Annotated in this window: 23 protein-coding genes and 1 pseudogene; 18 read left to right on the forward strand and 6 right to left on the reverse strand. The window is 65.5% G+C overall.

Features of this window, described 5'->3' with window-relative positions:
• Nucleotides 1-57: 57 nt before the first annotated feature.
• The 5 genes from C8N34_RS12885 (at nt 58) to C8N34_RS12905 (ending at nt 3,623) form a co-directional block, all read left to right on the forward strand.
• Complete coding sequence (locus tag C8N34_RS12885; protein ID WP_108129175.1) at nt 58-741, forward strand: MotA/TolQ/ExbB proton channel family protein; 684 nt, start codon at nt 58-60, stop codon at nt 739-741.
• The gene (locus tag C8N34_RS12890; RefSeq protein ID WP_054302847.1) at nt 738-1,115 is read left to right on the forward strand and encodes an ExbD/TolR family protein; all 378 of its coding nucleotides are present in this window, start codon (nt 738-740) and stop codon (nt 1,113-1,115) included. The genes C8N34_RS12885 and C8N34_RS12890 overlap by 4 nt, the downstream gene beginning before the upstream one ends.
• 1 nt (nt 1,116) lies before the next feature.
• The gene (locus C8N34_RS12895; protein WP_108129176.1) at nt 1,117-1,539 is read left to right on the forward strand and encodes an ExbD/TolR family protein; all 423 of its coding nucleotides are present in this window, start codon (nt 1,117-1,119) and stop codon (nt 1,537-1,539) included.
• A complete protein-coding gene (locus C8N34_RS12900; protein WP_108129177.1) occupies nt 1,536-2,399 on the forward strand; it encodes a TonB family protein in 864 nt (287 codons plus the stop codon). The genes C8N34_RS12895 and C8N34_RS12900 overlap by 4 nt, the downstream gene beginning before the upstream one ends.
• Nucleotides 2,400-2,462: 63 nt before the next feature.
• Nucleotides 2,463-3,623, forward strand: a complete 1,161-nt coding sequence (locus C8N34_RS12905) for a WD40/YVTN/BNR-like repeat-containing protein (RefSeq protein ID WP_108129178.1) — start codon at nt 2,463-2,465, stop codon at nt 3,621-3,623.
• Nucleotides 3,624-3,643: 20 nt separating this feature from the next.
• On the opposite strand, the gene C8N34_RS12910 is transcribed toward C8N34_RS12905, so the two are convergent.
• The 3 genes from C8N34_RS12910 to C8N34_RS12915 form a co-directional block, all read right to left on the reverse strand.
• Entirely contained in the window at nt 3,644-5,284 is a 1,641-nt protein-coding gene (locus C8N34_RS12910; protein ID WP_054302851.1) for a BCCT family transporter, read from the reverse strand.
• A gap of 87 nt (nt 5,285-5,371) precedes the next feature.
• On the reverse strand, nt 5,372-5,539 hold the full coding sequence (locus C8N34_RS26365; protein ID WP_158640692.1) for a hypothetical protein: 168 nt from the start codon (nt 5,537-5,539) through the stop codon (nt 5,372-5,374).
• Nucleotides 5,540-5,628: 89 nt separating this feature from the next.
• On the reverse strand, nt 5,629-6,564 hold the full coding sequence (locus C8N34_RS12915; RefSeq protein ID WP_108129179.1) for a hydrogen peroxide-inducible genes activator: 936 nt from the start codon (nt 6,562-6,564) through the stop codon (nt 5,629-5,631).
• A 152-nt stretch (nt 6,565-6,716) separates the two neighbouring features.
• Between C8N34_RS12915 and katG the strand changes: the two genes are divergently transcribed.
• On the forward strand, nt 6,717-8,894 hold the full coding sequence (gene katG / locus C8N34_RS12920; RefSeq protein ID WP_108129180.1) for a catalase/peroxidase HPI: 2,178 nt from the start codon (nt 6,717-6,719) through the stop codon (nt 8,892-8,894).
• 67 nt (nt 8,895-8,961) lie between these two features.
• Here katG and C8N34_RS12925 read toward each other — a convergent pair whose 3' ends face one another.
• Together C8N34_RS12925 and C8N34_RS12930 are read right to left on the reverse strand one after the other, a co-directional pair.
• Nucleotides 8,962-9,252, reverse strand: coding sequence for a DUF1330 domain-containing protein (locus C8N34_RS12925; protein WP_108129181.1), 291 nt, complete (start codon nt 9,250-9,252; stop codon nt 8,962-8,964).
• Nucleotides 9,249-9,932, reverse strand: coding sequence for a GntR family transcriptional regulator (locus tag C8N34_RS12930; protein ID WP_108129182.1), 684 nt, complete (start codon nt 9,930-9,932; stop codon nt 9,249-9,251). The genes C8N34_RS12925 and C8N34_RS12930 overlap by 4 nt, the downstream gene beginning before the upstream one ends.
• 103 nt (nt 9,933-10,035) lie before the next feature.
• Between C8N34_RS12930 and C8N34_RS12935 the strand changes: the two genes are divergently transcribed.
• From C8N34_RS12935 to C8N34_RS12980, 10 genes are all read left to right on the forward strand, one after another.
• Nucleotides 10,036-10,638: an amino acid synthesis family protein gene (locus tag C8N34_RS12935; RefSeq protein WP_054302855.1), complete on the forward strand. Its 603-nt coding sequence runs from the start codon at nt 10,036-10,038 to the stop codon at nt 10,636-10,638.
• Complete coding sequence (locus tag C8N34_RS12940; protein WP_108129183.1) at nt 10,610-11,404, forward strand: alpha/beta fold hydrolase; 795 nt, start codon at nt 10,610-10,612, stop codon at nt 11,402-11,404. Before C8N34_RS12935 ends, C8N34_RS12940 begins: the two co-directional genes overlap by 29 nt.
• Nucleotides 11,401-12,321: a flavin reductase family protein gene (locus tag C8N34_RS12945; protein ID WP_108129184.1), complete on the forward strand. Its 921-nt coding sequence runs from the start codon at nt 11,401-11,403 to the stop codon at nt 12,319-12,321. The genes C8N34_RS12940 and C8N34_RS12945 overlap by 4 nt, the downstream gene beginning before the upstream one ends.
• Before the next feature lie 3 nt (nt 12,322-12,324).
• The gene (locus C8N34_RS12950) at nt 12,325-13,362 is read left to right on the forward strand and encodes an LLM class flavin-dependent oxidoreductase (protein WP_054302858.1); all 1,038 of its coding nucleotides are present in this window, start codon (nt 12,325-12,327) and stop codon (nt 13,360-13,362) included.
• Between the two features lie 9 nt (nt 13,363-13,371).
• Nucleotides 13,372-14,829, forward strand: coding sequence for an aldehyde dehydrogenase (locus C8N34_RS12955; RefSeq protein WP_108129185.1), 1,458 nt, complete (start codon nt 13,372-13,374; stop codon nt 14,827-14,829).
• A gap of 29 nt (nt 14,830-14,858) precedes the next feature.
• The gene (locus tag C8N34_RS12960) at nt 14,859-15,869 is read left to right on the forward strand and encodes an ABC transporter substrate-binding protein (protein ID WP_108129186.1); all 1,011 of its coding nucleotides are present in this window, start codon (nt 14,859-14,861) and stop codon (nt 15,867-15,869) included.
• A gap of 70 nt (nt 15,870-15,939) precedes the next feature.
• On the forward strand, nt 15,940-16,776 hold the full coding sequence (locus tag C8N34_RS12965; RefSeq protein WP_108129187.1) for an ABC transporter permease: 837 nt from the start codon (nt 15,940-15,942) through the stop codon (nt 16,774-16,776).
• Nucleotides 16,776-17,576, forward strand: a complete 801-nt coding sequence (locus C8N34_RS12970) for an ABC transporter permease (protein ID WP_054302862.1) — start codon at nt 16,776-16,778, stop codon at nt 17,574-17,576. Before C8N34_RS12965 ends, C8N34_RS12970 begins: the two co-directional genes overlap by 1 nt.
• A complete protein-coding gene (locus C8N34_RS12975) occupies nt 17,573-18,661 on the forward strand; it encodes an ABC transporter ATP-binding protein (protein WP_108129188.1) in 1,089 nt (362 codons plus the stop codon). The genes C8N34_RS12970 and C8N34_RS12975 overlap by 4 nt, the downstream gene beginning before the upstream one ends.
• Before the next feature lie 3 nt (nt 18,662-18,664).
• Nucleotides 18,665-20,107 carry an NAD-dependent succinate-semialdehyde dehydrogenase gene (locus tag C8N34_RS12980; protein ID WP_108129189.1) on the forward strand — a complete coding sequence of 481 codons (1,443 nt, stop codon included), beginning with the start codon at nt 18,665-18,667 and terminating at the stop codon, nt 20,105-20,107.
• A gap of 37 nt (nt 20,108-20,144) precedes the next feature.
• Here the strand turns inward: C8N34_RS12980 and C8N34_RS12985 are convergent.
• A pseudogene (locus C8N34_RS12985) lies at nt 20,145-22,569 on the reverse strand (GcvT family protein).
• A gap of 350 nt (nt 22,570-22,919) precedes the next feature.
• On the opposite strand from C8N34_RS12985, the gene C8N34_RS12990 reads away from it, so the two are divergent.
• Both C8N34_RS12990 and C8N34_RS12995 read left to right on the forward strand, forming a co-directional pair.
• The gene (locus C8N34_RS12990) at nt 22,920-23,969 is read left to right on the forward strand and encodes a 2,5-dihydroxypyridine 5,6-dioxygenase NicX family protein (RefSeq protein WP_108129190.1); all 1,050 of its coding nucleotides are present in this window, start codon (nt 22,920-22,922) and stop codon (nt 23,967-23,969) included.
• On the forward strand, nt 23,969-25,315 hold the full coding sequence (locus tag C8N34_RS12995) for an acyl-CoA dehydrogenase family protein (protein ID WP_229825367.1): 1,347 nt from the start codon (nt 23,969-23,971) through the stop codon (nt 25,313-25,315). The genes C8N34_RS12990 and C8N34_RS12995 overlap by 1 nt, the downstream gene beginning before the upstream one ends.
• Nucleotide 25,316: the final 1 nt, after the last annotated feature.

Consider the following 25,316-nt stretch of genomic DNA (forward strand, 5'->3'; position numbering starts at 1 on the left):
GATTTTTGCTAACCATGGCTCAGGCTGACGCCGTGCCGCACGTTTGAGGAAACGCCGATGTCCGGTCAGGAACCCATCACCGCCACGGCCCCTGCGCTGATGTCCTTCATCGCCATGGGCGGCCCTGCCATGTGGGCCATCGCCGTGCTGTCGGTTCTGGCGCTGGCCCTGATCCTGTGGAAGGTGATGCGGCTTCTGTCCTTCGGGGCCTGGTCCGGCGGGCGGCGCACGGCCGAGGCGCTGGAGCTTTGGCACACAGGGCAGCGGGATGCGGCGATGCAGCTGCTGGCCGGGCGCAGCTCGCTTCGTGCGCAGCTCGCACTGGCCGCAATGCGGGCGGCGCAGAACCCCGCCCTCGATCGTGAGGCAGCCGAGGCGGAAACCGCGCGGGTGGCGCGCAAGCTGCTGGCGCAGGCGCGGGCGGGTTTGCGGGGGCTGGAGCTTGCCTCGACCATCGGGCCGCTTCTGGGGCTGCTGGGCACCGTGACCGGCATGATCGCGGCGTTTCAGGCATTGCAGGAGGCGGGCAGCCGCGCTGATCCGGCCACGCTGGCAGGCGGCATCTGGGAGGCGCTGCTGACCACCGCCGCCGGCATGGCGGTGGCCATTCCGGCGCAGGTGGCGCTGACCTGGTTCGACAGTGTGGTCGATGCGCTGCGGCACGACATGGAGGATGCGGCGACGCAGATCCTGCATGGCGCACCGCCCGCCGCGCCGAAATTGCGACAGGCGGCGGAATGATCCGCTTCGGCCCTGACCGGCCGCGCCGGAGGCCCAATCTGACGCCGATGATCGACGTGGTGTTCCTGCTGCTGGTGTTCTTCATGCTCGCCTCGCGTTTTGGCACCGACCGGGCCCTGCCCGTCGCCACCGCAGGAACGGGGGGCAGTTACAGCGGCCCCCCGCGCCTGGTGGAGCTTGCACCGGCTGGCCTGCGGCTGAACGGTGTCACCGTGACGCCCGATGCGCTGGTGGCCGGGCTGGAACGGCTGACCGAAAGCGGATCGGATGTGATCGTGCTGCGTGCCCGCGACGGTGCTGATCTTCAGGCGCTGGTCGCGGTGATGGACAGGCTGTCGGCGGCGGGCTTCAGCCGTCTGGTTCTGGTGCCCTGAGATGGATTTCTCGGACCCGCCCCGCTGTCGTGGCGATGAAAACCTGCTGCCGATGATCAACGTGGTCTTCCTGCTGCTGATCTTCTTCCTGATTGCTGCCCGGCTGACTGCGCCCGAACCTTTCGCGGTCGAACCACCTGAGGCCCGATCCGGGGCAGAGGCGCTGGGGGAGTTCACGCTGTTCCTGTCAGCAGACGGCAAGATCGGTTATCGCGATGCCGAAGGCGACCAGGCGCTTGAGGCCCTCGCTTCTGCCCGGGTGGAACATTGCGCCGGGGTGGATTGTGCCGCGGTTCCGACCCGGCTGACCCTGCGCGCCGATGCGGCATTGCCTGCCGCCGATCTTGCGGCCTTGCTGCCCCGGCTGTCTTCGCTGGGCTTTGCGGCAATCGAGCTGGTGGCGCGGCCCGGAGGCGCAGAGTGAGCGGGCGCCTGCAAGCCGTGCTGGCGCTGTGTCTGGCGGTGGGCCTTCATCTGGCGGCTTTTGCGCTGCGGCCCGGGGCTGCGGGGGCGGCGTCGTCCGGGGCAGGCGGGCTGGATCTGCTGACGCTGCAAGCCGCTGATCCCGCGATTGCCGGGCTGGTGGCGGAATGGGATCGCCCGCCCGTGCCCGTTGCGGAACCGTCGCTCCCGGATGCGCCCGAGGCCCCGTTACTTTCCGAAGCGCCGGATCTGCCCGCGCCAGAGGCGGCACCACCTGTGCCGCTGGCACCATCCGCGCTGGCGGTGCCAGAGGTGGCGGAGGCTGCCCCGAACCTTGATGCCAGCCCCGCCGCCCCGCCGCCGCCCGAGGTGCTGCCCGAGGCGGCCCGGAAGCCTGCGCCGAAACGACCGGAGCAGAAACAGGCGGCGGAACCGCCCAAGCCCGCCAGGACGACAGAGGCCAAACCTGCCGGAGCACCGAAGGCAGCAGGCGCTCCCAAGGCCGCGCCCGGTCAGAAGGCCAGCCGTGCCGCAGGCAGCGGCGGTGGCGATACGGCGGCGGCAAGCAAACCCTCGCAGGCGCAGACCGCCAATCTGGCGAAGCAATGGGGGGCGGCGATCCAGGCGCGGATCGAGCGCCGCCTGCGCCAGTATCCGGGCGTCGGCAGGGTCACGATTCAGGTGACGGTCGCCCGCTCGGGGCAGGTGTTGGGCATCCGCCTCGTCGCCTCCTCGGGCAAGCCCGCGCTGGACGAGGCGGCGCTGCGGGCCGCGCGTGCGGCGGGCCGGATGCCTGCCGCCCCAAAGGGCCTGACCGAGGACAGCCACAGCTTCAACCTGCGCCTGCGTTTCACTCGCTGACAGAAGCCGCTTCGGCCCTGCGGGGACGCGTGCTACCATCCCGCCGGGACAGGGAGGCGCGAGATGGACACAGGATTGTTCCGCATTCTGATCGGCACCACCAAGGGGGCCTTTCTGCTGACAGCACTGGAGGGGCGGGGCGGCTGGAAGGTTTCCGGCCCGTTCTGCGACGGATGGCCGATCAACCATATCATCGGCGACCCCGAAACCGGCACGATCTGGGCAGGCGGGGGCGGGGACTGGCATGGCGCCGGGGTCTGGCGCTCTGATGATGGCGGGCAAAGCTGGACGGTCACGCGGCTCAGCCGGGGCCAGCTTGACCGCTGGGCCGAAAGCGACGCCGATTTCGCCGCGATGATCGGATGGAGCCCCGAGCCGCTGCCTTTCGGCGAAACCATGACTCAGATCTGGTCGCTGGGGCTGGTCGGGGGCACGCTTTACGCGGGTACCAAACCGGCACATCTTCTGGCCAGCACCGATGGCGGCCAAAGCTTCGCGCTGGTCGAGGGGCTGGACAATCACCCCTCTGCCGGAAGCTGGAGCCCCGGTGCGGCGGGGCTGGTGCTGCATACCATCCTGTCGGACCCGGAAGCCCCCGAAAAGCTCTGGATCGGGATTTCTGCCGCCGGGGTCTTTGCCTCGGAAGATGGCGGCACGACATGGGAGCGCCGGAATCGCTTGTCCAATCTGGGTGGCTGTGCCGGGCATGACCATCCCGCAGGGCCGCAGGGTGGCGAGATCGGCCATTGCGTTCACAACATGATGCGCGCACCGGGGACGGGGGATGTGCTGTATCAGCAGAACCACCATGGAGTCTGGCGATCCCCTGACGGCGGGCGAAGCTGGGATGATATCACCGCCGGTCTGCCTTCAACCTTTGGCTTTCCGATCCGGGTGCATCCGCGCGATCCGAACCGGCTGTGGACGCTGCCACTGAACGGGGATCGTGATGGCCGTTTCCCGCCCGGCGCGGCGGCGGCGGTGTGGCAGTCGGATGATGCCGGGGCAAGCTGGCGGGCGCAGCGCGCGGGCCTGCCGCAACAGGGTTGTTTCTTCACGGTGCTGCGACAGGCAATGGCGGGCGATGCGCGCGACCCCGCCGGGGTCTATTTCGGCACCAATTCCGGCTCGGTCTTCGCCAGCATCGACGAAGGAGAAAGCTGGGAGGAAATCGCCCGCCACCTGCCGACCATCCTGTCGGTGGAGGTGCTGGACCGCGGCTGAGGCCGCGGCCCGGCATGGGTTCAACGTGGCTCGGACATCAGCCCCTTCAGCACGGCCCAGCACATCAGCAGCAGGACCAGCGCAAAGGGCAGCCCGGTCGAGATCACCATGGCCTGCAGGGCGCCGAGGCCACCACCGACCAGCAGCACGATGGCCACCGCGCCCTCGAACGTTGCCCAGAACACGCGCTGCGGCATGGGCGCATCGACCTTGCCGCCCGCCGTGATCGTGTCGATCACCAGCGAGCCGGAATCCGACGAGGTGACGAAGAACACGATGACCAGCACAATGGCGATGACCGAGGTGATGGAACTGAGCGGCAATCCCTCCAGCATTGCGAACAGGGACAGCGGCGGGTCGTAATTGTCGATGACCTGAGCCTTCACCGCCGAAGTGGCGGGGTCCGTCAGAACCTGATCAATCGCCACGCCGCCGAAGACGGCCATCCACAGCACGCAGACCAGCGAGGGAATGATGAGGACACAGGTGATGAACTCGCGCACCGTCCGGCCGCGCGAAACCCGCGCGATGAACATGCCGACAAACGGCGACCAGCTGATCCACCATGCCCAGTAGAACGCCGTCCAGCCCTCGCGGTAGTCGTCATCCGAACGGCCGAAGGGGTTCGACAGCGGCACGAGATCCTGCGCATAGGCCAGAAGCCCCTGCCCGAAATCGCCCAGAATGGCCAGTGTCGGCCCGGCGAGCAGTACGAACAGCAGCAGCAACGCCGCGATGCCCATGTTGATCTCTGACAGCAGCTTCACCCCGCCATCCAGCCCGCGCAGCACCGAAAACAGGGCGACGCCGGTGATCAGCGTGATCAGGATGACCTGCACCGTGGTGTCGACCGGAATGCCGAAGACATGGTTCAGACCGGCATTCGCCTGTTGCGCGCCGAAGCCGAGGCTGGTGGCAAGGCCGAACAGCGTGGCGAAGACGGCCAGAATGTCGATGATATGCCCGGTCCAGCCCCAGATCCTTTCGCCGAAGATCGGGTAAAAGGCGGAGCGGATGGTCAGTGGCAGACCCTTGTTGAAGGAAAACAGCGCCAGCGCCAGCGCGACAACGGCATAGATCGCCCAGGGGTGCAGACCCCAGTGATAGATCGTCGCGGCAAGGCCCATCGCCTTCGCCCGGTCCACATTTTCCGGAATCAGGTTGCCTGCCTCGTCAAAGGGCGAGGGTGTGCCCAACGGGGCGGAAATCGCCATGTGATAGACCGGCTCCAGCACGCCGAAGAACATCAGCCCGATGCCCATCCCGGCAGCGAACAGCATCGCGAACCAGCCGGTGTAGCTGTAATCCGGCGTCGCATCGCGCCCGCCCAGCCGCACATTGCCCCAGGGGCTGACGATCAGCACAAGGCAGAACACCACGAAGATGTTCGCGGCGATCATGAAGAACCAGTCAAAGGTGGAGGTCAGCCAGGGGCGGAGCCAGCCGAAAGCCGCGCCCGCCTGTTCGGGCAGTGCAAGGGCGTAAAACACAAAGGCCACGACCGACAGGGCCGAAACCAGAAAGACCGGGTTGTGGATGTCAAACCCCAGGGGGCCGAGGTTGCCCTCGATATTGTGTTGTCCGATTTCATATTCGGTATCAATGATCTGTGTCGCGCCTTCGGGCGCGGGTATGCCCTGCGTGTCGCCGGACTCGGCCATGGCCTGTCTCCTGTTCTGATACATCATGTGGCGGAATGCGAATGCACCCATCCGCGTGGCAGAAGGGCCGAAACCCTGAACGGGACGTCAGATACGGCGCCTCAATGCCGTTGGGGCGACACCGGGCTGACCCGGCAGGAGCCCCGGAAACTGCGTGACGGCAAGGCTGGAGGCGGACCCGGTTGCGATGGATCGCGTCTTGCCGGTGCGGGCCGGGCGGCGCAGATCCACAGGAACCCAGGTTTTATCCAGCATACTCTTCCCTCACGGTTTCGAGACGTCACCCTAAGGAAAGTGCCTGCGGGAGTCCACCGGCGGGGGCACAAAAGCGACGTATCAGGTCGCTAAATTCCTTTTCCGGACGTTTTGGCGCCCCTATTTGGAGGGTTTTCCCCGGATTCGACGGTGCGCAGGATCGTGGCGATGCGAGTCAGCTGCGGGGCCAGCGGGTTGGTCTTGCGCCAGACCATGCCAATGGTCCGGCGCGGGCGCGGCTCTGTCAGACGGGCCAGCGATACCGCTGCCGACCGGGTTTCGATCGGCGCTGCCATTTCCGGGATCAGCGTGACCCCGATCCCGGCGCCGACCATCTGCACCAGTGTTGAAAGCGAGCTGCCCTCCATCAGATCGCGAGGGGTGGCCGCTGTCATTTCGCAGAACGACAGCGCCTGATCGCGGAAGCAATGGCCCTCTTCCAGCAGCAGAAGCCGCATCTCGCGCAGCTTTTCGGGTTTCGGAACCGGCTTTGCGGCATCCTCCTGTGGCCGCACCAGCACGAATTCCTCGTCAAAGAGGGCCTCTTCATGCAGGAAGGGTTCGGAAATCGGCAGGGCGACGATGGCGGTATCCATCCGTCCTTCGGCCAGATCCTCGATCAGGCGCTGAGTCACCGCCTCGCGCGGGCGCAGGTCAATGCCGGGGAAGGCAGCGGCCAGTTCCTTGATCACGCGGGGCAGGAGATACGGCGCGACGGTGGGAATAACGCCGATCCGCAACTGCCCCACCAGCGGACCCTGCGAGGCACGGGCCAGTGCACCCAGTTCATCCACGGCCCGCAGGATATCCCGCACCCGCAGCGCAAAGGCCTCGCCCAAGGCCGTCAGCCGGATGCGTCGCGCCCCGCGTTCGACCAGAGGCGTGCCAAGGATTTCCTCCAGTTCCTTGATCTGAAGCGACAGTGCAGGCTGCGAGATCGCGCAGGCCTCGGCCGCGCGACCGAAATGGCCATATTGGGCCAGCGCATCGAAATATCGCAGATGGCGCATCGACAGACCGATCATAAGTCCTGCATATCGCCATCATTAGAAAATGCAAATTCTAATTATGGAAGAACCGTGCCACAACCTTGCCATCAAGCGCCGGCCAGCCTTGGGGAACGGGATTCGGACCGACCCTGATGCAGCGGGCAGGAAGCCAGAAGTGGGAGAGCAAGATGGACGGAAACGACATGAACCCCGCCGGGAAATGCCCGGTGATGCATGGCGGGAACACCGAGACCGGCGCATCGGTCGTCAGCTGGTGGCCCAATGCACTGAACCTCGACATTCTGCATCAGCATGACAGCAAGTCCGACCCGATGGGGGCAGAGTTCAGCTATCGCGAAGCCGTCAAGACGCTGGATTTCGATGCGCTGAAAAAGGATATGCATGCGCTGCTGACCGACAGCCAGGACTGGTGGCCGGCGGACTGGGGTCACTACGGCGGTCTGTTCATCCGCATGGCCTGGCACTCGGCCGGATCGTATCGCTTGGCCGATGGCCGTGGCGGTGGCGGCACCGGCAACCAGCGTTTCGCGCCGCTGAACTCGTGGCCGGACAACGCCAGCCTCGACAAGGCCCGCCGCCTGCTGTGGCCGCTGAAGAAGAAATACGGCAACAAGATTTCCTGGGCCGATCTGATGATCCTCGCCGGGACGGTGGCCTATGAAAACATGGGCCTGAAATCCTTCGGTTTCGGTTTTGGCCGCGCCGACATCTGGCACCCCGAGAAAGACGTTTACTGGGGCGCGGAAAAGGAATGGCTGGCGCCTTCGGACAATCGCTATGGCGATGTCGAAAAGCCGGACACCATGGAAAACCCGCTTGCCGCCGTGCAGATGGGCCTCATCTACGTCAACCCGGAAGGCGTGAACGGCAAGCCCGATCCGCTGAAGACCGCCGCTCAGGTGCGCGAGACCTTCGCCCGCATGGCGATGAATGACGAAGAAACCGTGGCGCTGACCGCGGGTGGTCACACCGTCGGCAAGGCGCATGGCATGGGCAATGCCGCGCGGCTCGGCCCGGAGCCGGAAGCGGCTGGGATCGAGGCGCAGGGCTTCGGCTGGGCTAACCCCGACCAGAACGGCCAGGCCAACCGTGCCATGACTTCGGGCATCGAAGGCGCCTGGACCACGCACCCGACGAAGTTCGACATGGGCTTTTTCGAGATGCTGTTCGGCCATGAGTGGGAGTTGCGCAAATCTCCCGCCGGTGCCTGGCAGTGGGAGCCGGTCAGCATCCGCGAGGAAGACAAGCCGCTGGACGCCACAGACCCGTCGAAGCGCCATAATCCGATGATGACCGACGCCGACATGGCCATGCGCATGGACCCGGCCTACAACGCGATCTGCCAGAAGTTCATGGCGGACCCGGAGTATTTCACAGAGACCTTCGCCCGTGCATGGTTCAAACTGACCCACCGCGACATGGGGCCGAAGGTGCGCTACATCGGGCCTGACGTCCCGGCCGAAGACCTGATCTGGCAAGATCCGGTTCCGGCGGGGTCGACCGGCTGGGATGTGGCGGCGGTGAAGGCGAAGATTGCCGCCTCCGGCCTGTCGCTGGCCGATATGGTCGCGACCGCATGGGACAGCGCCCGCACCTATCGCGGCTCTGACATGCGGGGCGGGGCTAATGGCGCCCGCATCCGTCTGGCCCCGCAGAAGGACTGGGCCGGGAACGAGCCGGCGCGTCTGGCGCGTGTACTGTCTGTCCTGGAGCCGATTGCCGCCGCAGCGGGCGCTTCGGTCGCGGATGTGATCGTGCTGGCGGGCAATGTCGGGGTGGAACAGGCGGCCCGGGCTGCGGGCCATGCCGTCGAGGTGCCCTTCGCACCGGGCCGTGGCGACGCGACCGATGCGATGACCGATGCCGAGTCCTTCGACGTGATGGAGCCGTTGGCTGATGGCTTCCGCAACTGGCAGAAGAAGGATTACATTGTCAGCCCCGAGGAGATGCTGCTGGACCGGGCGCAGCTTCTGGGCCTGACCGCGCCGGAAATGACCGTGCTGGTCGGCGGTATGCGGGCCATGGGCACCAACCACGGCGGCACGGCGCATGGTGTGTTCACGGATCGCGTTGGCGCGTTGACCCCGGACTTCTTCGTCAACCTAACCGACATGGCCTATAGCTGGCATCCCGTCGGTTCGGGTGTCTATGAAATCCGCGACCGCAAAACCGGCGCGGTGAAATGGACGGCGACGCGGGCGGATCTGGTGTTCGGTTCCAATTCGATCCTGCGCTCCTATGCCGAGGTCTATGCTCAGGACGACAACGCCGGGAAGTTCGTGAGGGACTTCGTGGCCGCCTGGACCAAGGTGATGAACGCCGACCGTTTCGATCTGAGCGCCTGACAGGGCAACGGAAACATCAGGCCGGGCGCGTGCATCGCGCCCGGCTTTTCATTGTCGTTCAGACCGTTCAGCCGGGCAGGCCTTCAACAATGACCACATGCACCGTTGCCGCCCCTTCACGCCGGGCGCGGGCGGCCCGGTATTCCGCCGAGTCGTAGCAGGCGCGCGCATCCGCCAGGGTCGGAAATTCGATCACTACATGCCGGTCCAGCACCGGACCTTCGAGCACCTCGGAGGGACCACCCCGCGCCAGAAACCGTGCGCCGTGGGCGGTGAAGGCTGCCGGGGCCAATGCCTGATATCCGGCATAGGCATCCGGGTCCGTGACCGTCACATGGGCAATCCAATAGGCGCTCATCCCTGATCCTCCAGCAATTGCCGGGCGATTTCGGCCGCATCCCGCAGATGGGCGCGTACCGCGTCGGCAGCAGCTTCGGGGTCATTGGCGCAGATGGCGGCACAGATTCGCGCCATATGCGCGGGGCCGGAAATCCGACGGTCGGTTGTGGCCAGTGTCAGCGCCCGCAGCCGCGAGATACGGCTGTTCAGGCGCTGCACGATCTCCCATGCGATGTCATGCCCCGCGGAGGTGAAAATCACTTCGTAAAACGCTGTTGTAGCAGCGTAAAGTTTCTGCGGGGCCGCATCGGTGAAGGCGGCCTCAAGCTCTGCCAGCGCGGCGCGCAGCCTGTCCTTCACCGCCGCATCTGCGATGTCTGCACAGGCAGCAGCGGCATCGGCTTCCAGCAAGCGGCGGATATCATAGATCTGGCGTGCGCGCGTCCAGTCCAGCGTTGCCACGACCGGGCCGCTGCGGCCCAGCGTTTCCACCAGCCCCTCGGCCTCCAGATAGCGGATCGCCTCGCGCACCACGGACCGTGACACACCCAGCTGATCGCAGAGCGTGCGTTCGACCAGTCGGTCACCGCCGGTGAAGCGGCCGGTGATGATGGCATGGCGGAGCCGTTCAACCGCCAGCTCCCGCAGGGTGGTAGGTGAATGGGCGATGCGCAGGTCGTGTTCGGGTGTCTGATCCATGGCCGCAGATTAGACGCGCCCCGGTCTTCGCGCAAGTTGTTCTTGACATATCGTATTATGGTATACCAACATACCATCACAACGAACCGGAGGGACTCAGGGCATGTCGGCGCAGATTCGCAAGACGCTCATCACCATCGAAACCACGCTGGTCGAAGGCGGCCGCGCCGCACCGCGTCCGCTGAAACTGATTGCGGCGGCGGCGGTGCTGAAGAACCCCTGGGCCGGGCGTGGTTTCGTCGAGGATCTGAAGCCGGAAATCCATGCCGTCGCGCCGGAACTGGGCGCGCTGCTTACCGGGATGATCCTGGATGCAGCGGGCGGCGCCGATAATGTCGAGGGCTATGGCAAGGCGGCAGTCGTGGGGCTCGACGGCGAGCTGGAACACGCCAATGCGCTGATCCACACGCTGCGCTTCGGCAATCATTACCGTCAGGCACTCGCCGCCAGGACCTATCTGGCTTTCACCAATGTGCGGGGGGCGGCCAACTGCCCGGTGATGATCCCGCTGATGGACAAGAATGACGAGGGTCGCCGCTCGCACTACCAGACCATTCATTTTGCCATTCCCGATGCGCCTGCGGCAGATGAAATCGTCGTGGCGCTGGGGGCCTCGACCGGCGGGCGCCCGCATCACCGTATTGGCGACCGTTATCAGGATCTGAAGGATCTGGGGCATGATGTCTCGAACCCTGCGGCTGTCTGACGGCAGCGCGGTCCGGTTGCTGGAGGCCGGATCCGGCGCGGCGCTGCTGCTGATCCACGGCGTCGGCCTTCGGGCCGAGGCCTGGGGGCCGCAGATCGGGGCGCTGGCCGACACCGCGCATGTGATCGCGGTGGACATGCCGGGCCATGGCGGCAGCGACCCGCTGCCCGAAGGCGCGCGCCTGCCCGACTATGTCTCCTGGGTGGCGCAGGTAGTGGAGTCGCTGGCCCTTGGGCCGGTCGCGCTGGCGGGGCATTCGATGGGTGCGCTGATCGCCGGGGGCCTCGCGGTTGAACGCCCGGATCTCGTGCGCGGGGTTGCACTTCTGAACGGCGTGCATCGTCGCAGTCCCGAGGCGCGCGCGGCGGTCGAGGCGCGGGCGACGGAAATCGCGACCGGGGCCAACGGGATCGAGGTGCCTTTGGCGCGCTGGTTCGGGCCGGGGGACGAGGCGGCGCGCGATCAGGTTGCGGGCTTGCTGCGCAGGGTCGATGCGGCGGGCTATGCCGCCGCCTATCGCGCCTTCGCGGAAGGTGATGATGTCTATGCCGACCGCCTGTCGGCCATCTGTTGTCCGCTGCTGGTGCTGACGGGTGACGGAGATGCCAACTCGACCCCGGCGATGACCGAGGCGATGGCCGCCATGGCGCCGCAGGGCCGGGCGGTCGTGATTGCCGGGCACCGCCATATGGTCAACCTCACCGCGCCCGAGGCGGTGACGGCCGAGATGAAACGCTGGCTTGCAACGATGGAGGCGCAGGCATGACCGGAACCCCGCTGGACCCCCGCGCGCTGCGCGATGCCTTTGGCTGTTTCATGACCGGGGTGACCGTGGTCACCGCCCTCGGGCCGGATGGCAAGCCCTTGGGCTTTACCGCCAATTCCTTCTCCTCCGTCTCACTCGATCCGCCGCTGCTGCTGGTGTCCATTGCCAACAGTTCGATCAACCGCGCCGCTTTTGAAAGCGCGCCGGGCTTTGCCGTGAACATTCTGGCCGAGGGGCAGAAGGATGTTTCCGCCACTTTCGCGCGGCCGGTGGAGGATCGCTTTGCCACCGTCTACTGGCGCAAGGGGCCGGTCGGCTCACCGCTGATCGCGGGGGTTTCGGCATGGTTCGACTGCACGCTGGAACAGGCCGTTGCGGCGGGGGATCACACCATTCTTATTGGCCGCATCGGCGGGTTCGAGGCCACGCCTGCGCCGGGGCTGGGCTATTACCGCGGCGCCTATGTCACCCCGGCCCAGACGGCGGCGCAACTGCCGACCGGGCCCGATGTCGTGATCTCGGCTATTCTGGAGGCGGGTGGCCAGATCCTGTTGATGGATGACGGGCAGGGCGGGCTGACTCTGCCCACCGCGCGGGTGGGCCGCGAAGGTGTCCAGACCGCGCTTGCGCAGTTGATCGCCGCGACCGGGCTGACCGCAGCGCCGGGCTCGATCTACGCCGTTTACGAAGATGTCGCGCAGGGACGGCAGCATATCGCCTTCCGCTGCGCCGCCGAGACAGGCCGCCCCGCACGCGGCGCTTTCGTTGACCTGACAGCCGAAGGCGTGGCCGACGTGACGGACCCGGCGATGCGCGTCATGCTGGAGCGGTTGGCCGACGAGGCGCGGATCGGCAATTACGGCATCTATTTCGGGACCCACGAACAGGGACGCGTGCAAAGGACCGGGGAAAGGTAACCCATGAAATTCTCACTTTTCATCCATATGGAGCGCGTCTCGGCCGAAGAGGACCAGAAGCAGCTTTACGACGAGATGATCGCACTGTGCCGGATTGCCGACGAAGGCGGGATGCATGCCATCTGGACGGGTGAACATCACGGCATGAACTTCACCATCGCGCCCAATCCGCTGTTGAACCTCGTCGATCTGGCGCATCAGACGAAGAACGTGCGTCTGGGCACCGGCACAGTGATCGCGCCGTTCTGGCATCCGATCCGGCTGGCGGGCGAGGCGGCGATGGCCGACATCATCACCGGCGGGCGGCTGGAACTGGGTATCGCACGCGGCGCCTACAACTTCGAATACGAACGGCTGATGCCGGGGATGGATGCCTGGGGCGCGGGCGGCCGGATGCGCGAGCTGGTGCCGGCCATCAAGGCGCTGTGGCAGGGCGATTATGCCCATGACGGCGAATATTGGCAGTTCCCGAAAACCACCTCCGCGCCCTTGCCGATGCAGCAGCCGCACCCGCCGATCTGGGTGGCGGCGCGTGATCCGAACAGCCATGAATTTGCCGTCTCGCAGGGCTGCAACGTGCAGGTGACGCCGCTGCATCTGGGCGATGAGGAAGTGCAAAGCCTGATGGAGCGTTTCAACGCGGCCTGCGCCAAATTCCCTGAGATCGCCCGGCCCAGGATCATGGTCCTGCGCCACACCTATGTCGCGGATAGCGAGGCCGATGCGCAGCAGGGCGCGGAGGAGCTGAACATGTTCTACAACTACTTCGGCGCCTGGTTCAAAAATGAACGTCCCATCTCGATGGGTCTGATCGAAACGCTGACCCCTGAGGATGTCGCCGCCCATCCGTTCTATTCAGCCGAGGCGATGCGCAAGAACCAGATCATTGGCGAGGCGCCCGAGGTTATCGAACGCATCAAATCCTATGAGGCGATGGGCTATGATGAGTTCAGCTTCTGGATCGACAGCGGCATGAGCTTCGCGCGGAAGAAGGCTTCGCTCGAACGCTTTATCCGTGACGTGATGCCCGCCTTCGCCTGAGGACAGACCATGGACCGTTTCCAGCACTATATCGACGGGCGTTTCGAGGATGCCGCGCAGGGGTTCGACAGCATCGACCCCGCGACCGGCACGCCTTGGGCGCGGATGCCCGCCGCCTCGGCCGAAGATGTGGGCCGGGCGGTGGTGGCGGCGGACCGGGCCTTTGGCACCTGGGCCGCGACCACGGCGACCGCGCGGGGCAAGCTGCTTTATCGTCTGGCCGATCTGGTGCAGGAAGCGGCGCCGCGTCTGGCAGCGCTGGAAACCCGTGATACCGGCAAGATCATCCGCGAGACCAGCGCGCAGATCGCCTATGTCGCGGAGTACTATCGCTATTACGCAGGGTTGGCCGACAAGATCGAGGGCGCGCATCTGCCCATCGACAAACCGGATATGGAGGTCTGGCTGCGGCGTGAACCCGTGGGCGTGGTGGCGGCCATCGTGCCGTGGAACAGCCAGCTGTTCCTCAGCGCGGTGAAGCTGGGCCCGGCGCTGGCTGCGGGCTGCACGGTGGTGCTGAAGGCCAGCGAGGACGGCCCCGCGCCGCTGTTGGAATTTGCCCGACTGGTCGATCAGGCGGGGTTCCCGGCAGGGGTCGTGAACATCCTGACCGGCGGGCCCGAGGCGGGGGTGGCGCTGACCACCCATCCGAAGGTTGCCCATATCGCCTTCACCGGCGGGCCGGAGACCGCGCGGCATATCGTGCGCGCGTCTGCCGAAAACCTTGCGAAAACCTCACTGGAACTTGGCGGCAAGTCACCCTTCATCGTGTTTGACGACGCCGATCTGGACAGCGCAGCCAATGCGCAGGTGGCAGGCATCTTCGCGGCCACCGGGCAAAGCTGTGTCGCCGGTTCGCGCCTGCTGGTGCAGCGCAGCGTGAAGGATGCTTTCCTTGCCCGGCTGAAGGCCAAGGCCGAGGCGGTGGCCATCGGCGCCCCCGATGCGATGGAAACCGAGGTCGGCCCGCTGTGCACCGCGCGGCAGCGCGACCGGCTGCACGGGCTGGTGACGGAAACGCTGGCGGCGGGGGCAAAGCTCGTGACCGGCGGGCAGATGCCGCAAGGCGCGGGTTTTTACTATCCGCCGACGATCCTTGATTGTTCCGACGTGCCCGATGCGCCTTCGGTCAGGCAAGAACTGTTTGGCCCGGTCCTATCCGTCGTCACCTTCGATACCGAGGCCGAGGCGCTGCAACTGGCCAATGACACCGCCTATGGCCTTGCCTCGGGCGTGTTCACCCGCAGTCTGACGCGGGCGCACCGGATGATCCGCGGTATCCGCGCCGGGATCGTCTGGGTGAATACCTATCGCGCCGTTTCTCCCATCGCGCCTTTTGGTGGCCACGGTCTTTCCGGCCATGGCCGCGAGGGCGGGCTGGCGGCGGCGCTGGACTACACGACGGTGAAGACCGTGTGGCTGCGCACCTCGGACGATCCGATCCCGGACCCGTTCGTCATGCGCTGAAAACTGAAAACACAACAGGGAAGAATGCCATGAAGAAAACGATGTTCGCGCTGGCCGTCGCCAGCGCCCTGACGGCGCATGCCGCCATGGCCGAGGATATGGTCTTCACCTCCTGGGGCGGCACAACCCAGGATGCGCAGGCCGCCAACTGGGCCCAGCCCTTCACCGAGAAAACCGGCACTGGTGTGATGCAGGACGGGCCAACCGACTATGGCAAGATCAAAGCCATGGTCGAGGCGGGTGCCGTGACCTGGGATGTGGTCGATGCGGAATTTGACTGGGCGCTGCAAGCGGGGAAGCAGGGCCTGTTGGAGCCGCTGGATTTCACGGTGATCGACAAGGCGAAGCTCGACCCGCGCTTCGTGTCGGATTACGCGGTGGGCTCGTTCTATTATTCCTTCGTTCTGGGCTGGAACCCGGCAAATTTCAGCGATGCGCAGCCCGCCACGCTGGCCGATCTGTTCGACACCACCAAATTTCCCGGCAAGCGGACCTTCTACAAATGGTCGGCCCCCGGTGTGATCGAGGCGGCGCTGCTGGCCGATGGCGTGGCCCCGGATGCGCTCTATCCGCTGGATCTGGACCGGGCGTTTGCCAAGCTGGATACCATCAAGTCCGATATCATCTGGTGGGAAGGGGGCGCGCAGTCGCAGCAGCTTCTCGCCTCCGGCGAGGCGCCGATCGGTTTCTTCTGGAACGGCCGTCTGGCCGCGCTGCAAGCTGACGGTATGCGGGTCGGCATCAGCTGGGACCAGAACATTACCGCCGCCGACGCGCTGGTCGTGCCGAAGGGCACCGCCCACAAGGACGCCGCGATGAAGTTCATCGCCCAAGCGACCAGTGCGGAGGGGCAGGCCGCCTTTGCCGCCGCGACCGGCTATGCGCCCGTTAACCTCGGGTCGGCCGATCTGATGGACCCGGCGGTTCGTGCCACGCTGCCCGATGCGCAAACGGCGGTGCAGGTGAATGCCGACATGGCCTATTGGGCCGAGCACCGCGACGAGATCGGCAACCGCTGGTACGCCTGGCAGGCACAGTAACGCCTGATCGCCCGCCCGGATGCCCGCCGTGCGCATCCGGGCCCTGTCCCGACTTTCTGGAGGTTCTGCAATGCTCTCCGCCACTTCCGGCGGCCGCGGTTCGGGGTTGGGCTTCGCCATGCCCGCGATCCTGCTGCTGCTGGCTTTCTTCGTCATCCCCGTCGCATTCCTGCTGATGCGTTCGGTGACCGAGCCTGCGCCGGGCCTGCAGAACTATGCGACCCTGCTGGGCAGCACGACCTATGCGAAGATCTTCTTCAACACCTTCTTCGTGGCAGGGGTGGTGACGGCCATCACCGTGCTGATCGCTTTCCCCGTTGCCTGGGCACTGGCCATCATGCCCGCCCGCTGGTCGGCGGTGATCTTTGCGGTCATCCTGCTGTCAATGTGGACCAATCTGCTGGCCCGCACCTATGCCTGGATGGTGCTGCTGCAACAGACGGGCCTGATCAACCGTATGCTGAAGGCCATCGGGCTGATCGACCAGCCGCTGCAACTGACCAACAACCTGATCGGCGTGACCATCGGCATGGTCTATATCATGCTTCCTTTCATGATCCTGCCGCTGCTGGGCGTCATCAGGAAGATCGACCCCGCCATCCTGCAAGCCGCCGCGCTGTGCGGTGCCACCAGGGCGCAGGCCCTGCGCCGGGTGCTGCTGCCGCTGGCAGGGCCGGGGCTGGCCTCTGGCGGGCTGATGGTCTTCGTGATGTCGCTGGGCTATTTCGTCACGCCCTCGCTACTGGGCGGGACGGCCAACATGATGCTGGCCGAGTTGATCGCCCAACAGGTGCAAAGCCTTGTGAACTGGGGCATGGGCGGCGCGGCTGCCTTCGTGCTGCTGGTCGTCACGCTCGGCCTTTATGCCGTGCAACTGCGGTTCTTCGATCAGGCGGAGGCGCGCTGATGCTTCTGGATTTCGACAAGCTGGGCGCGTGGAAATGGGCGCTGTCGGCCATCTGTGCAGTGATGGCGCTGTTTCTGCTGCTGCCGATCCTGTTCATCGTGGCGCTGTCTTTCGGATCGTCCCGCTGGCTGATCTTTCCGCCACCGGGCTGGACGCTCAAATGGTATGAGGAGCTGTTCGCCGATCCGCGCTGGATCGGGGCGGCGCTGACCTCGGCCAAGATCGGGGTCATCGTCATGGTGCTGTCGGTGGTGCTGGGGTTGCTGGCCTCGATGGCGCTGGTGCGCGGCACCTTCCGGGGCCGGGCGGTGCTGCGTGCCTTCTTCCTGACGCCGATGGTGCTGCCGGTGGTCATCGTCGCCGTGGCGCTTTACGCGGCCTTCCTGCGGTTGGGGCTGAACGGCACCTTGCCCGGTTTTGTTATCGCACATCTGATCGTGGCGCTGCCTTTTGCCATCATCACCATCTCCGGCGCGCTGGAAACCTTTGACCCTTCGATCGAGGATGCGGCCATCCTCTGCGGGGCAAGCCCGTGGGAGGCGCGGCTGCGCGTCACCCTGCCGGGCATCCGCCATGGCCTGTTCTCGGCCGCGATCTTTTCCTTCCTCATCTCCTGGGATGAGGTGGTGCTGGCGATCTTCATGGCCTCCCCCGCGCTTCAGACGCTTCCCGTGAAGGTCTGGACGACGCTGCGGCAGGATCTGACCCCGGTGATCGCCGCCGCCTCCACCCTGCTTGTCGCGCTGACGGTGATCCTGATGATCGTCGCCGCCCTGATCCGCAAAGGCAAATCCGAATGACCACGCCCTTCCTGCACATCAACGGCATCCGCAAGACCTATGGCGATGTCGTGGCGACCGATCATGTGGAGCTTTCCATCGCAGAAGGCGAGTTCATGACCTTCCTCGGCCCATCAGGCTCCGGCAAGTCCACCACGCTTTATATTCTGGCAGGCTTTCAGGACCCGACGGCGGGCGACATCCGCCTGCGCGGGCAGTCGATCCTGCGCACGCCTTCGCACAAGCGCAACATCGGCATGGTGTTCCAGCGCTATACCCTTTTCCCGCATCTGAGCGTGGGCGAGAACGTCGCCTTCCCGCTGCGCGTGCGCCGGATGGGGCAGGCCGAGGTGGCAGCAAAGGTGAAGCGCGCGCTGTCACTGGTGAGGCTGGACGGGTTCGAGGACCGGATGCCGGCCAGGATGTCGGGCGGCCAGCAGCAGCGCGTGGCCCTTGCGCGGGCGTTGGTCTATGATCCTCCGGTCCTTCTGATGGACGAGCCGCTTTCTGCGCTGGACAAGAAGCTGCGCGAGGAAATCCAGTTCGAGATCCGCCGCATCCATCAGGAAACCGGGGTGACCATCCTCTACGTCACACACGATCAGGAAGAGGCGCTGCGCCTGTCGGATCGCATCGCCATCTTCAACCGTGGCAAGATCGAACAGGTCGGCACTGGGCCGGAGCTTTACGCCAACCCCGCCACGCATTTCGTGGCCGATTTCATCGGGGACAGCGCCTTTCTTTCGGGCCGTCTGGCCTCATTGAAGGGTGGCCGCGCTGCGATCCGGTTCGAGGGTGGGCAGCAGATCGTCGACGTGCCGCTGCATGGTGCGGGACAGGAAGGGCAGGCGGCCGATCTGATGCTGCGCCCCGAGCGGATGGAATTGACACCCGAGGCGGGACCGGCGGGCGCCTCGCTGCCGGTGACGGTGCAGGACATCACTTTTCTCGGCAATTGCACTTCGGTCGCGGCGCGCACCGACTGGGGCGATGCGCTGACCGTGCGGCTGAACTTCGGTCATCCGCTGGCAGGCCGCGTGGCGCGCGGTGACCGGCTGAACGTGCGCTGGTCGCCCGAGGCCGCCCATGCCTTCGTGCGGGGGTAAGCGATGCGGTTGAACGATCCGACATTGCTGGAAACCCGCGCCTTCCTCGCCGGGGTCTGGGTGCAGGGCGGAAGCCACATCGCGGTGCATGACCCTGCACGCGGCAGCCTGCTGGCCGAGGTGGCGGATTGCACGCGCGCTGACGCCGCGGCGGCCATCGCGGCCGCGCAGGCGGCGCAACCCGGCTGGGCCGCGCTGACAGGCAAGGAACGTGCGGCTCTTCTGCGGCGCTGGCATGATCTGGTCATCGCCAATGCCGACGACCTTGCCGCGATCCTGACTGCCGAGATGGGCAAGCCGCTGGCCGAGGCGAAGGGCGAGATCCTCTATGGCGCCTCTTACATCGAATGGTTCGCCGAGGAAGCGAAGCGGCTTTACGGCGAGATCATCCCCGGCCACCAGCGGGACAAGCGGCTGTTGGTGATCCGCCAGCCGGTCGGCGTGGTGGCCGCGATCACGCCCTGGAACTTCCCCAATGCGATGATCGCCCGCAAGCTTGCGCCTGCTCTGGCGGCGGGCTGCACCATCGTGGCGAAACCGGCGGCGGAAACCCCGCTGTCGGCACTGGCGCTGGCGGTACTGGCCGAACGCGCCGGGCTGCCGAAGGGCGTGCTGTCGGTCCTGCCGTCAACCGATGCGGTCGGGTTGGGGCTGGAGTTCTGCGAAAACCCGGCGGTGCGCAAGATCAGCTTCACCGGATCGACCAACGTGGGCCGCATCCTGATGCGGCAGGGCGCGGCGCAGATCAAGAAACTGTCGCTGGAGCTTGGCGGCAACGCCCCCTTCATTGTCTTTGATGATGCGGATCTGGAGGCGGCGGTGCAGGGCGCGCTGGTGGCGAAGTTCCGCAACGCCGGGCAAACCTGCGTCTGCACGAACCGTATCTATGCGCAGGCCGGTATCCATGATGCCTTCGTCGCGCGCCTGTCCGAGGCTGTGGCGGCCCTGCGGGTCGGCCCCGGCGATGAGGCAGGCAGCGAGATCGGGCCGCTGATCTCCGTCGCCGCACTGGCCAAGGTTGAAGCGCATCTGGTGGATGCCCGCGCAAAAGGCGCGGTCGTCACCACCGGCGGCGCGCGGCTGGAGGGCACCTTCTTCCAGCCTACCGTCCTTTCCGGCGTCAGGGCGGATATGCAGATTGCGCACGAGGAAACCTTTGGCCCGCTGGCCCCGGTCTTTCGGTTCGATACTGAGGCCGAGGTGATCGCCGCCGCAAATGACACCGAATTCGGGCTGGCATCCTACGTTTTCACCCGTGACCTCGGCCGGGTCTGGCGGGTGATGGAGGCGCTGGAATACGGCATGGTCGGGGTGAACACCGGCCTCATCTCGACCGAGGTGGCGCCTTTCGGCGGCATCAAGCAATCGGGTCTGGGCCGCGAGGGCAGCCGCCACGGGATCGAGGATTACACGGAACTGAAATACTCCTGTCTGAGCCTTGGCTAAGACCCGGGCGGCGGGCGTCGGTGACGCCCGCCATCGCTCAGCCTGTGCCGCGCAGGCGCTTGCCATCGGGGTCGAAGGGCGGTTCAGCGAGAGCCCGCGCGGTATGCGGACGGCCAAGGATCGCCACATGGACCGTGTCACCGGGCTGCGTCGTCCCTGCCTTCAGATAGGCGATGGCCAGTGACTTGCCGACCGAATAGCCATAGGCGCCGGAAGTCACCTGCCCGACGGGCGTGCCGTCGGTCAGAAATATCGGCTCCCCGCCTGTGGCATCGGCATCTGCCGCGTCGATTTCCAGCATGGTCATCACGGCGCGGGGGGGCGTGACCGGCAATGCTCTGCCACGCCGCCTTGTTCAGGAAGTCCTTGTCAGCCCTGATCAGCCGGTCCAGCCCGCTTTCCTGCGGCCAGTATTCGGGGCTGTAATCCCGGCCCCATGAGCCGTAACCCTTCTCGATCCGCAGGCTCATCAGCGCACGGCTGCCCACCGGACCGGCACCAAGGGCGCGGCCAGCGTCCAGCAGCGCGGCGTAAAGCCGGGTCTGGTCGGCCTCGGCGCAGTGCAGTTCCCACCCCAGATCGCCGGTAAAGCTGACGCGGATCGCCACGCAATCCACCCCCGCCACGCTGTTGCGGGCCGAACGCATGAACGGGAAGGCCGTGTCCGACAGATCGGCCCCGGTCAGCCCCGACAGCAGATCGCGCGCCTTTGGTCCGGCGACGTTGAAACCGCATATCGCCTCAGTCCGGCTTGCGAAACGGGTGCCTTCGGGCAGCGGCATCTGACGGAAGAACCGCAAATGAAACCGTTCGGCCATGCCGGAGCCCACGATCAGGAATTCCTCTGCCCCGAGCCGGGTCACGGTGAAATCGCCCGCGATGCCGCCCCGCCGCCCGATCAGCGGCGTCAGGCAGGACCGCCCCACCGCCCTGGGCATATGGTTGGCGAACAACGCGTTCAGCCAGTCCTCGGCCCCCGGCCCGGTGACGCTGTATTTCGCGAAGTTCGAGATGTCGATGATCCCGGCGCGCTCGCGCAGCATCCGCGCCTCGCGCCCGACCGGCGCCCACCAGTTCTGCCGGGTGAAGCCGCAGGTTTCGTGGTCCGGCTCGCCCTCGGCCGCAAACCACAGGGGATGTTCCCAGCCGTAGTTCAGCCCGAAGATCGCGCCCATGTCCTTTTGCATCGCGAAGGCCGGGCGCGTGCGGACCGGGCGGCCCGCAGCGCGTTCTTCATTCGGGAAGTGGATCTTGAAGCGGTGGGAATACTGATCTTCGACCCGCGCTTTGGTGAAAGCCCGCCCCGCCCAGTGGCCAAAGCGCGCCATGTCCCAGCCGAACATATCGAGCGAGGGCTCCCCCTCGACGATCCATTCCGCCGCAAGCTTGCCCAACCCCCCGGATTGCGAAAAACCGGGGATGATGCCGTTGCAGCAGAAATAGCCGGTCAATTCCGGCACCGGGCCGAATAACGCCGCGCTGTCGGGCGACCAGATCATCGGGCCGTTGATGACGCGCTTGATACCCGCCGCGCCCACTGCGGGCACGCGGTCAATGGCGCGCATCATATTCGGCTCGATCCGTTCCAGATCGTCGGCGAAAAGTTCGTGGCCAAACCCCTGCGGCGTGCCGTCCTCGGCCCAGAACTTCATGTTCTTTTCATAGGCGCCGACCAGCAGGCCAAGCCCTTCCTGCCGCAGGTAATATTCGCCGTCGCGATCCGCGACCGAAGGCAGACGGCGGCCCAGATCCGCGATGGCGGGGATGGTTTCGGTGACGAAATACTGATGTTCCGTCGGGATCAGCGGCAGTTCGATCCCCGCCATCCGCGCCACCTCGCGCGCCCAGAGCCCTGCGGCATTGACGACCCATGGTGTGCGGATGTCGCCCTTGTCGGTGCGCACGATCCAGCTGCCGTCGGGCTGCGCCTCGGTCCCGGTGACGGGGGTGAAGCGCAGGATTTCCGCCCCTATCTGGCGGGCCCCTGCGGCATAAGCCATGGTCACGCCGGAGGGATCGACATTGCCGCCGTCGGGTTCATACATGATGCAGCGGATGCCGCTGAAATTGACCAGCGGATGCAGACGCTCGGCCTCGTCCCGGCTGATTTCGTGAAAATTCATTCCGTAGCGGCGGGCCTTGGCCGCCTGAATGCGGAGCTGGTGTTCCCGCGCCTCGGTCTGTGCCAGATACAGCGAACCGGGCTGGAAGATGCCGCAACCCTGACCCGTCTCGGCCTCAAGCTGCTTGTAAAGCGTCATCGTGTAATGCTGAAGCCGCGAGATATTGGTGACATCATGCAGCCCGTGGATATTCGCGGCCGCATGCCAGGTGGAGCCGGAGGTCAGCTCTGACCGTTCCAGCAGGATGACATCGCGCCAGCCAAGCTTCGCAAGGTGATAGAGGATCGAACAGCCGATGAGGCCGCCGCCGATGACGACGGCTTGGGCGTGGGTCCGCATTTTGTGGTCCTTGTGGGTCATGTCGGTCATTCCGGGGCTTCGTCTCCGGCGCTGGTCACTGCGTTGCGGCAGGAGGGGCGGCCTCTGGCGCGCGGGCGGGGACGGGTTGTTGCTATGTTCCATCGCATCTTGCCCACGCACCGTCGCGCGGTTCAGCGACGCCAGCCTTTGCCATCCGCGGCAGCATTTTGCCCGAGATCTGTCAGCTCCAATCTGCCATGGCGCTGAATTTTCGACGTTTTTAATATTTTCGAAAATTCTGTTGACAGAATCCGGGCTGTGATAAAATCTTAACTACAGAGTTAAGAAATTCGCGCGAACGCGAATCGTCAACAGGGAATGAGGAACCGATGCTTCAGGAACGCATCGAGGGGAAATGGCTTGCCTGTTTCCGGCGCGTCTTCGCGCTGAACGGGATCGGGCAGGGCACACCCGTCGCCATCCTTTCGGAAACCCAGTCGCGGCCGGTGCTGGTGCATCTGTCGGAACTGGCCGCCTATGATCTGGAGGCGGATTTCTGCATGATCCAGATGCCCACCCCGGTGCAGACTGCGCCGGTCCCGGTCAAATCCACCGGCACCTCCTGGGCGATCCAGGGCAATCGCGCGGTGATCGAGGCGCTTAAACGCGTCGAGGTGATTGTGGATTGTACGGTCGAGGGGCTGATCCACGCCCCGGAATGGCCGGAGATCGAGGAGGCGGGGAACACCCGCCTGCTGGTCATCACCAACGAACACCCCGAAATCCTGGAACGGACCGAGCCGAAGGCCGAACACGGGCCGAAGGTGCAACTGGGTATCCAGATGCTGCGTGAAGCGTCCGAGATGCGGGTGACCTCGGCGCTTGGTACTGATCTGACGGTGGATCTGCGCGGCGCCCCCTGCGGCGGTACGGCGGGCTTTGGCACCACACCCGGCGCGGTGGCGCACTGGCCGGGCGGCCTGTGCCTCGCCTTTCCCGGCAAGAATGCGGTCAACGGCCGCATCGTCATGGGGGTCGGTGACATGAACCTGACCTTCAAGACTTACCTGACCAGCCAGATCGACTTCACCATCGAGAATGATTTCGTCACCGCGATCCGGGGTGACGGCATCGATGCGCTGCATTTCCGCGAATACATGGAAGCCTGGGACGACCGTAACGCCTATGGCATGAGCCATGTCGGCTGGGGGATGCATCCCGGTGCGCGCTGGATCTCGGCGGCGATGTACGACAAGCGCGACATGCAGGCGGTGGAATTCCGCGCGCTGGCCGGGTCTTTCCTGTGGTCCACCGGGGCCAACCAGTATGCGGGGCGCTACACGCTCGGCCATTTCGATCTTCCGATGAGGAACTGCACCATTGCCCTCGACGGGCGCGTCGTCGTTCGCGACGGCGTTCTGCAAGGAGAGCTTGCCTGATGACCGACCAGAGCGCGATCACTGCCCACCCGCCCATGAGCGACCCGGCCGATTACTATGACATCAGCCGCATCCGCCCCGTTGTGCTGGAAAAGCTGCGCCGGGTGAATGAGCTTGGCGCCACGAAATTTGCCGCCCGCGCAAGGGCGGTGGATGACGAGGCCAGCTTCCCGGTGGAAAACTACCGTGATCTGGCGGAGGAGGGCTTTCTGGGCCTCTGCATCCCCGAGGAATATGGCGGCTGGGGCTTTTCCATGTGGGAATATGCCATGGTCGGGGCTGAGATCGCCAAATACTGCGGGGCGACCGCGCTGACCTTCAACATGCACAATTCCTCGATGGCCTGGTCGCGGTTCATGTTCGACATGCCGAACCTGACGCCCGAGGAAAAGGCGGCCTTCGCCCCGCTGCGCGACCGCCAGTTCCGCCGTGCCATTGCGGAACGGGCGATCTTCTCGCAACCGATCTCCGAGGGGGGGCAGAACTGGACCTCGAAACCCAACCAGACCCAGTGCCGCAAGGTGGATGGGGGATGGCGCATCAACGGGTTCAAGAAGTTCGCTTCGCTGGCAGGCTATTGCGATTACTACACCATCGTCTGCACCGAGGTGTTCGAGGGGGTGGAGCCGCGGCACGAGGACACGATGCTGTTCGTCGTCCACAAGGATGCGCCCGGCCTCAGCGTGAAGGGCGAATGGGATCCGCTGGGCATGCGCGGCACCAATTCGCGCGACCTGATCCTGAAGGATGTCTTCGTCACCGGGGATGATCTGCTGATGCCGCGCGGCATCTTCGGCAAGACGCTGCCGAACTGGCCTCACATGATGGCGACGCTGTCGCCCACCTATATGGGCGTCGCGCAGGGGGCGTTTGATTTCACGGTGGCCTACCTGAAGGGCAAGGTGCCGGGCCAGCCGCCTATCGACCGCCGCATGTATGCGACCAAGCGCATTGCGGTGGGCAAGATGTATGCCCGCCTTGCCAATATGCGCGCCCTCTGGTGGCAGGCGTTTACCGAAGCGAAGGGCTTTCCCACCAAGGGTGAGGTCATGCGCATGTATGCCGCACAGTATAACGTGATGGAAGGCGCGGCCGAGATGACCTCGATGGCTATTCGCACCTGCGGCGGGCAGTCCATGCTGCGCAGCCTGCCGCTGGAGCGGATGTATCGCGACAGCCGCTGCGGGGCGCTGATGCTGCCCTATACCTCTGAAATCATGGAGGACTATCTTTCGATTCTCACCCTCTACGACATGGACGAGATCGACACGGCGCCGGGCGACGAGGGCGGTGCCCGCAACTCGCTGTGGCGGGGGGATTCCGGCACGCTCAGGGCGCTGCGCTAGA

Source organism: Gemmobacter caeni (genome assembly GCF_003054195.1).
Taxonomy (GTDB): domain Bacteria; phylum Pseudomonadota; class Alphaproteobacteria; order Rhodobacterales; family Rhodobacteraceae; genus Gemmobacter; species Gemmobacter caeni.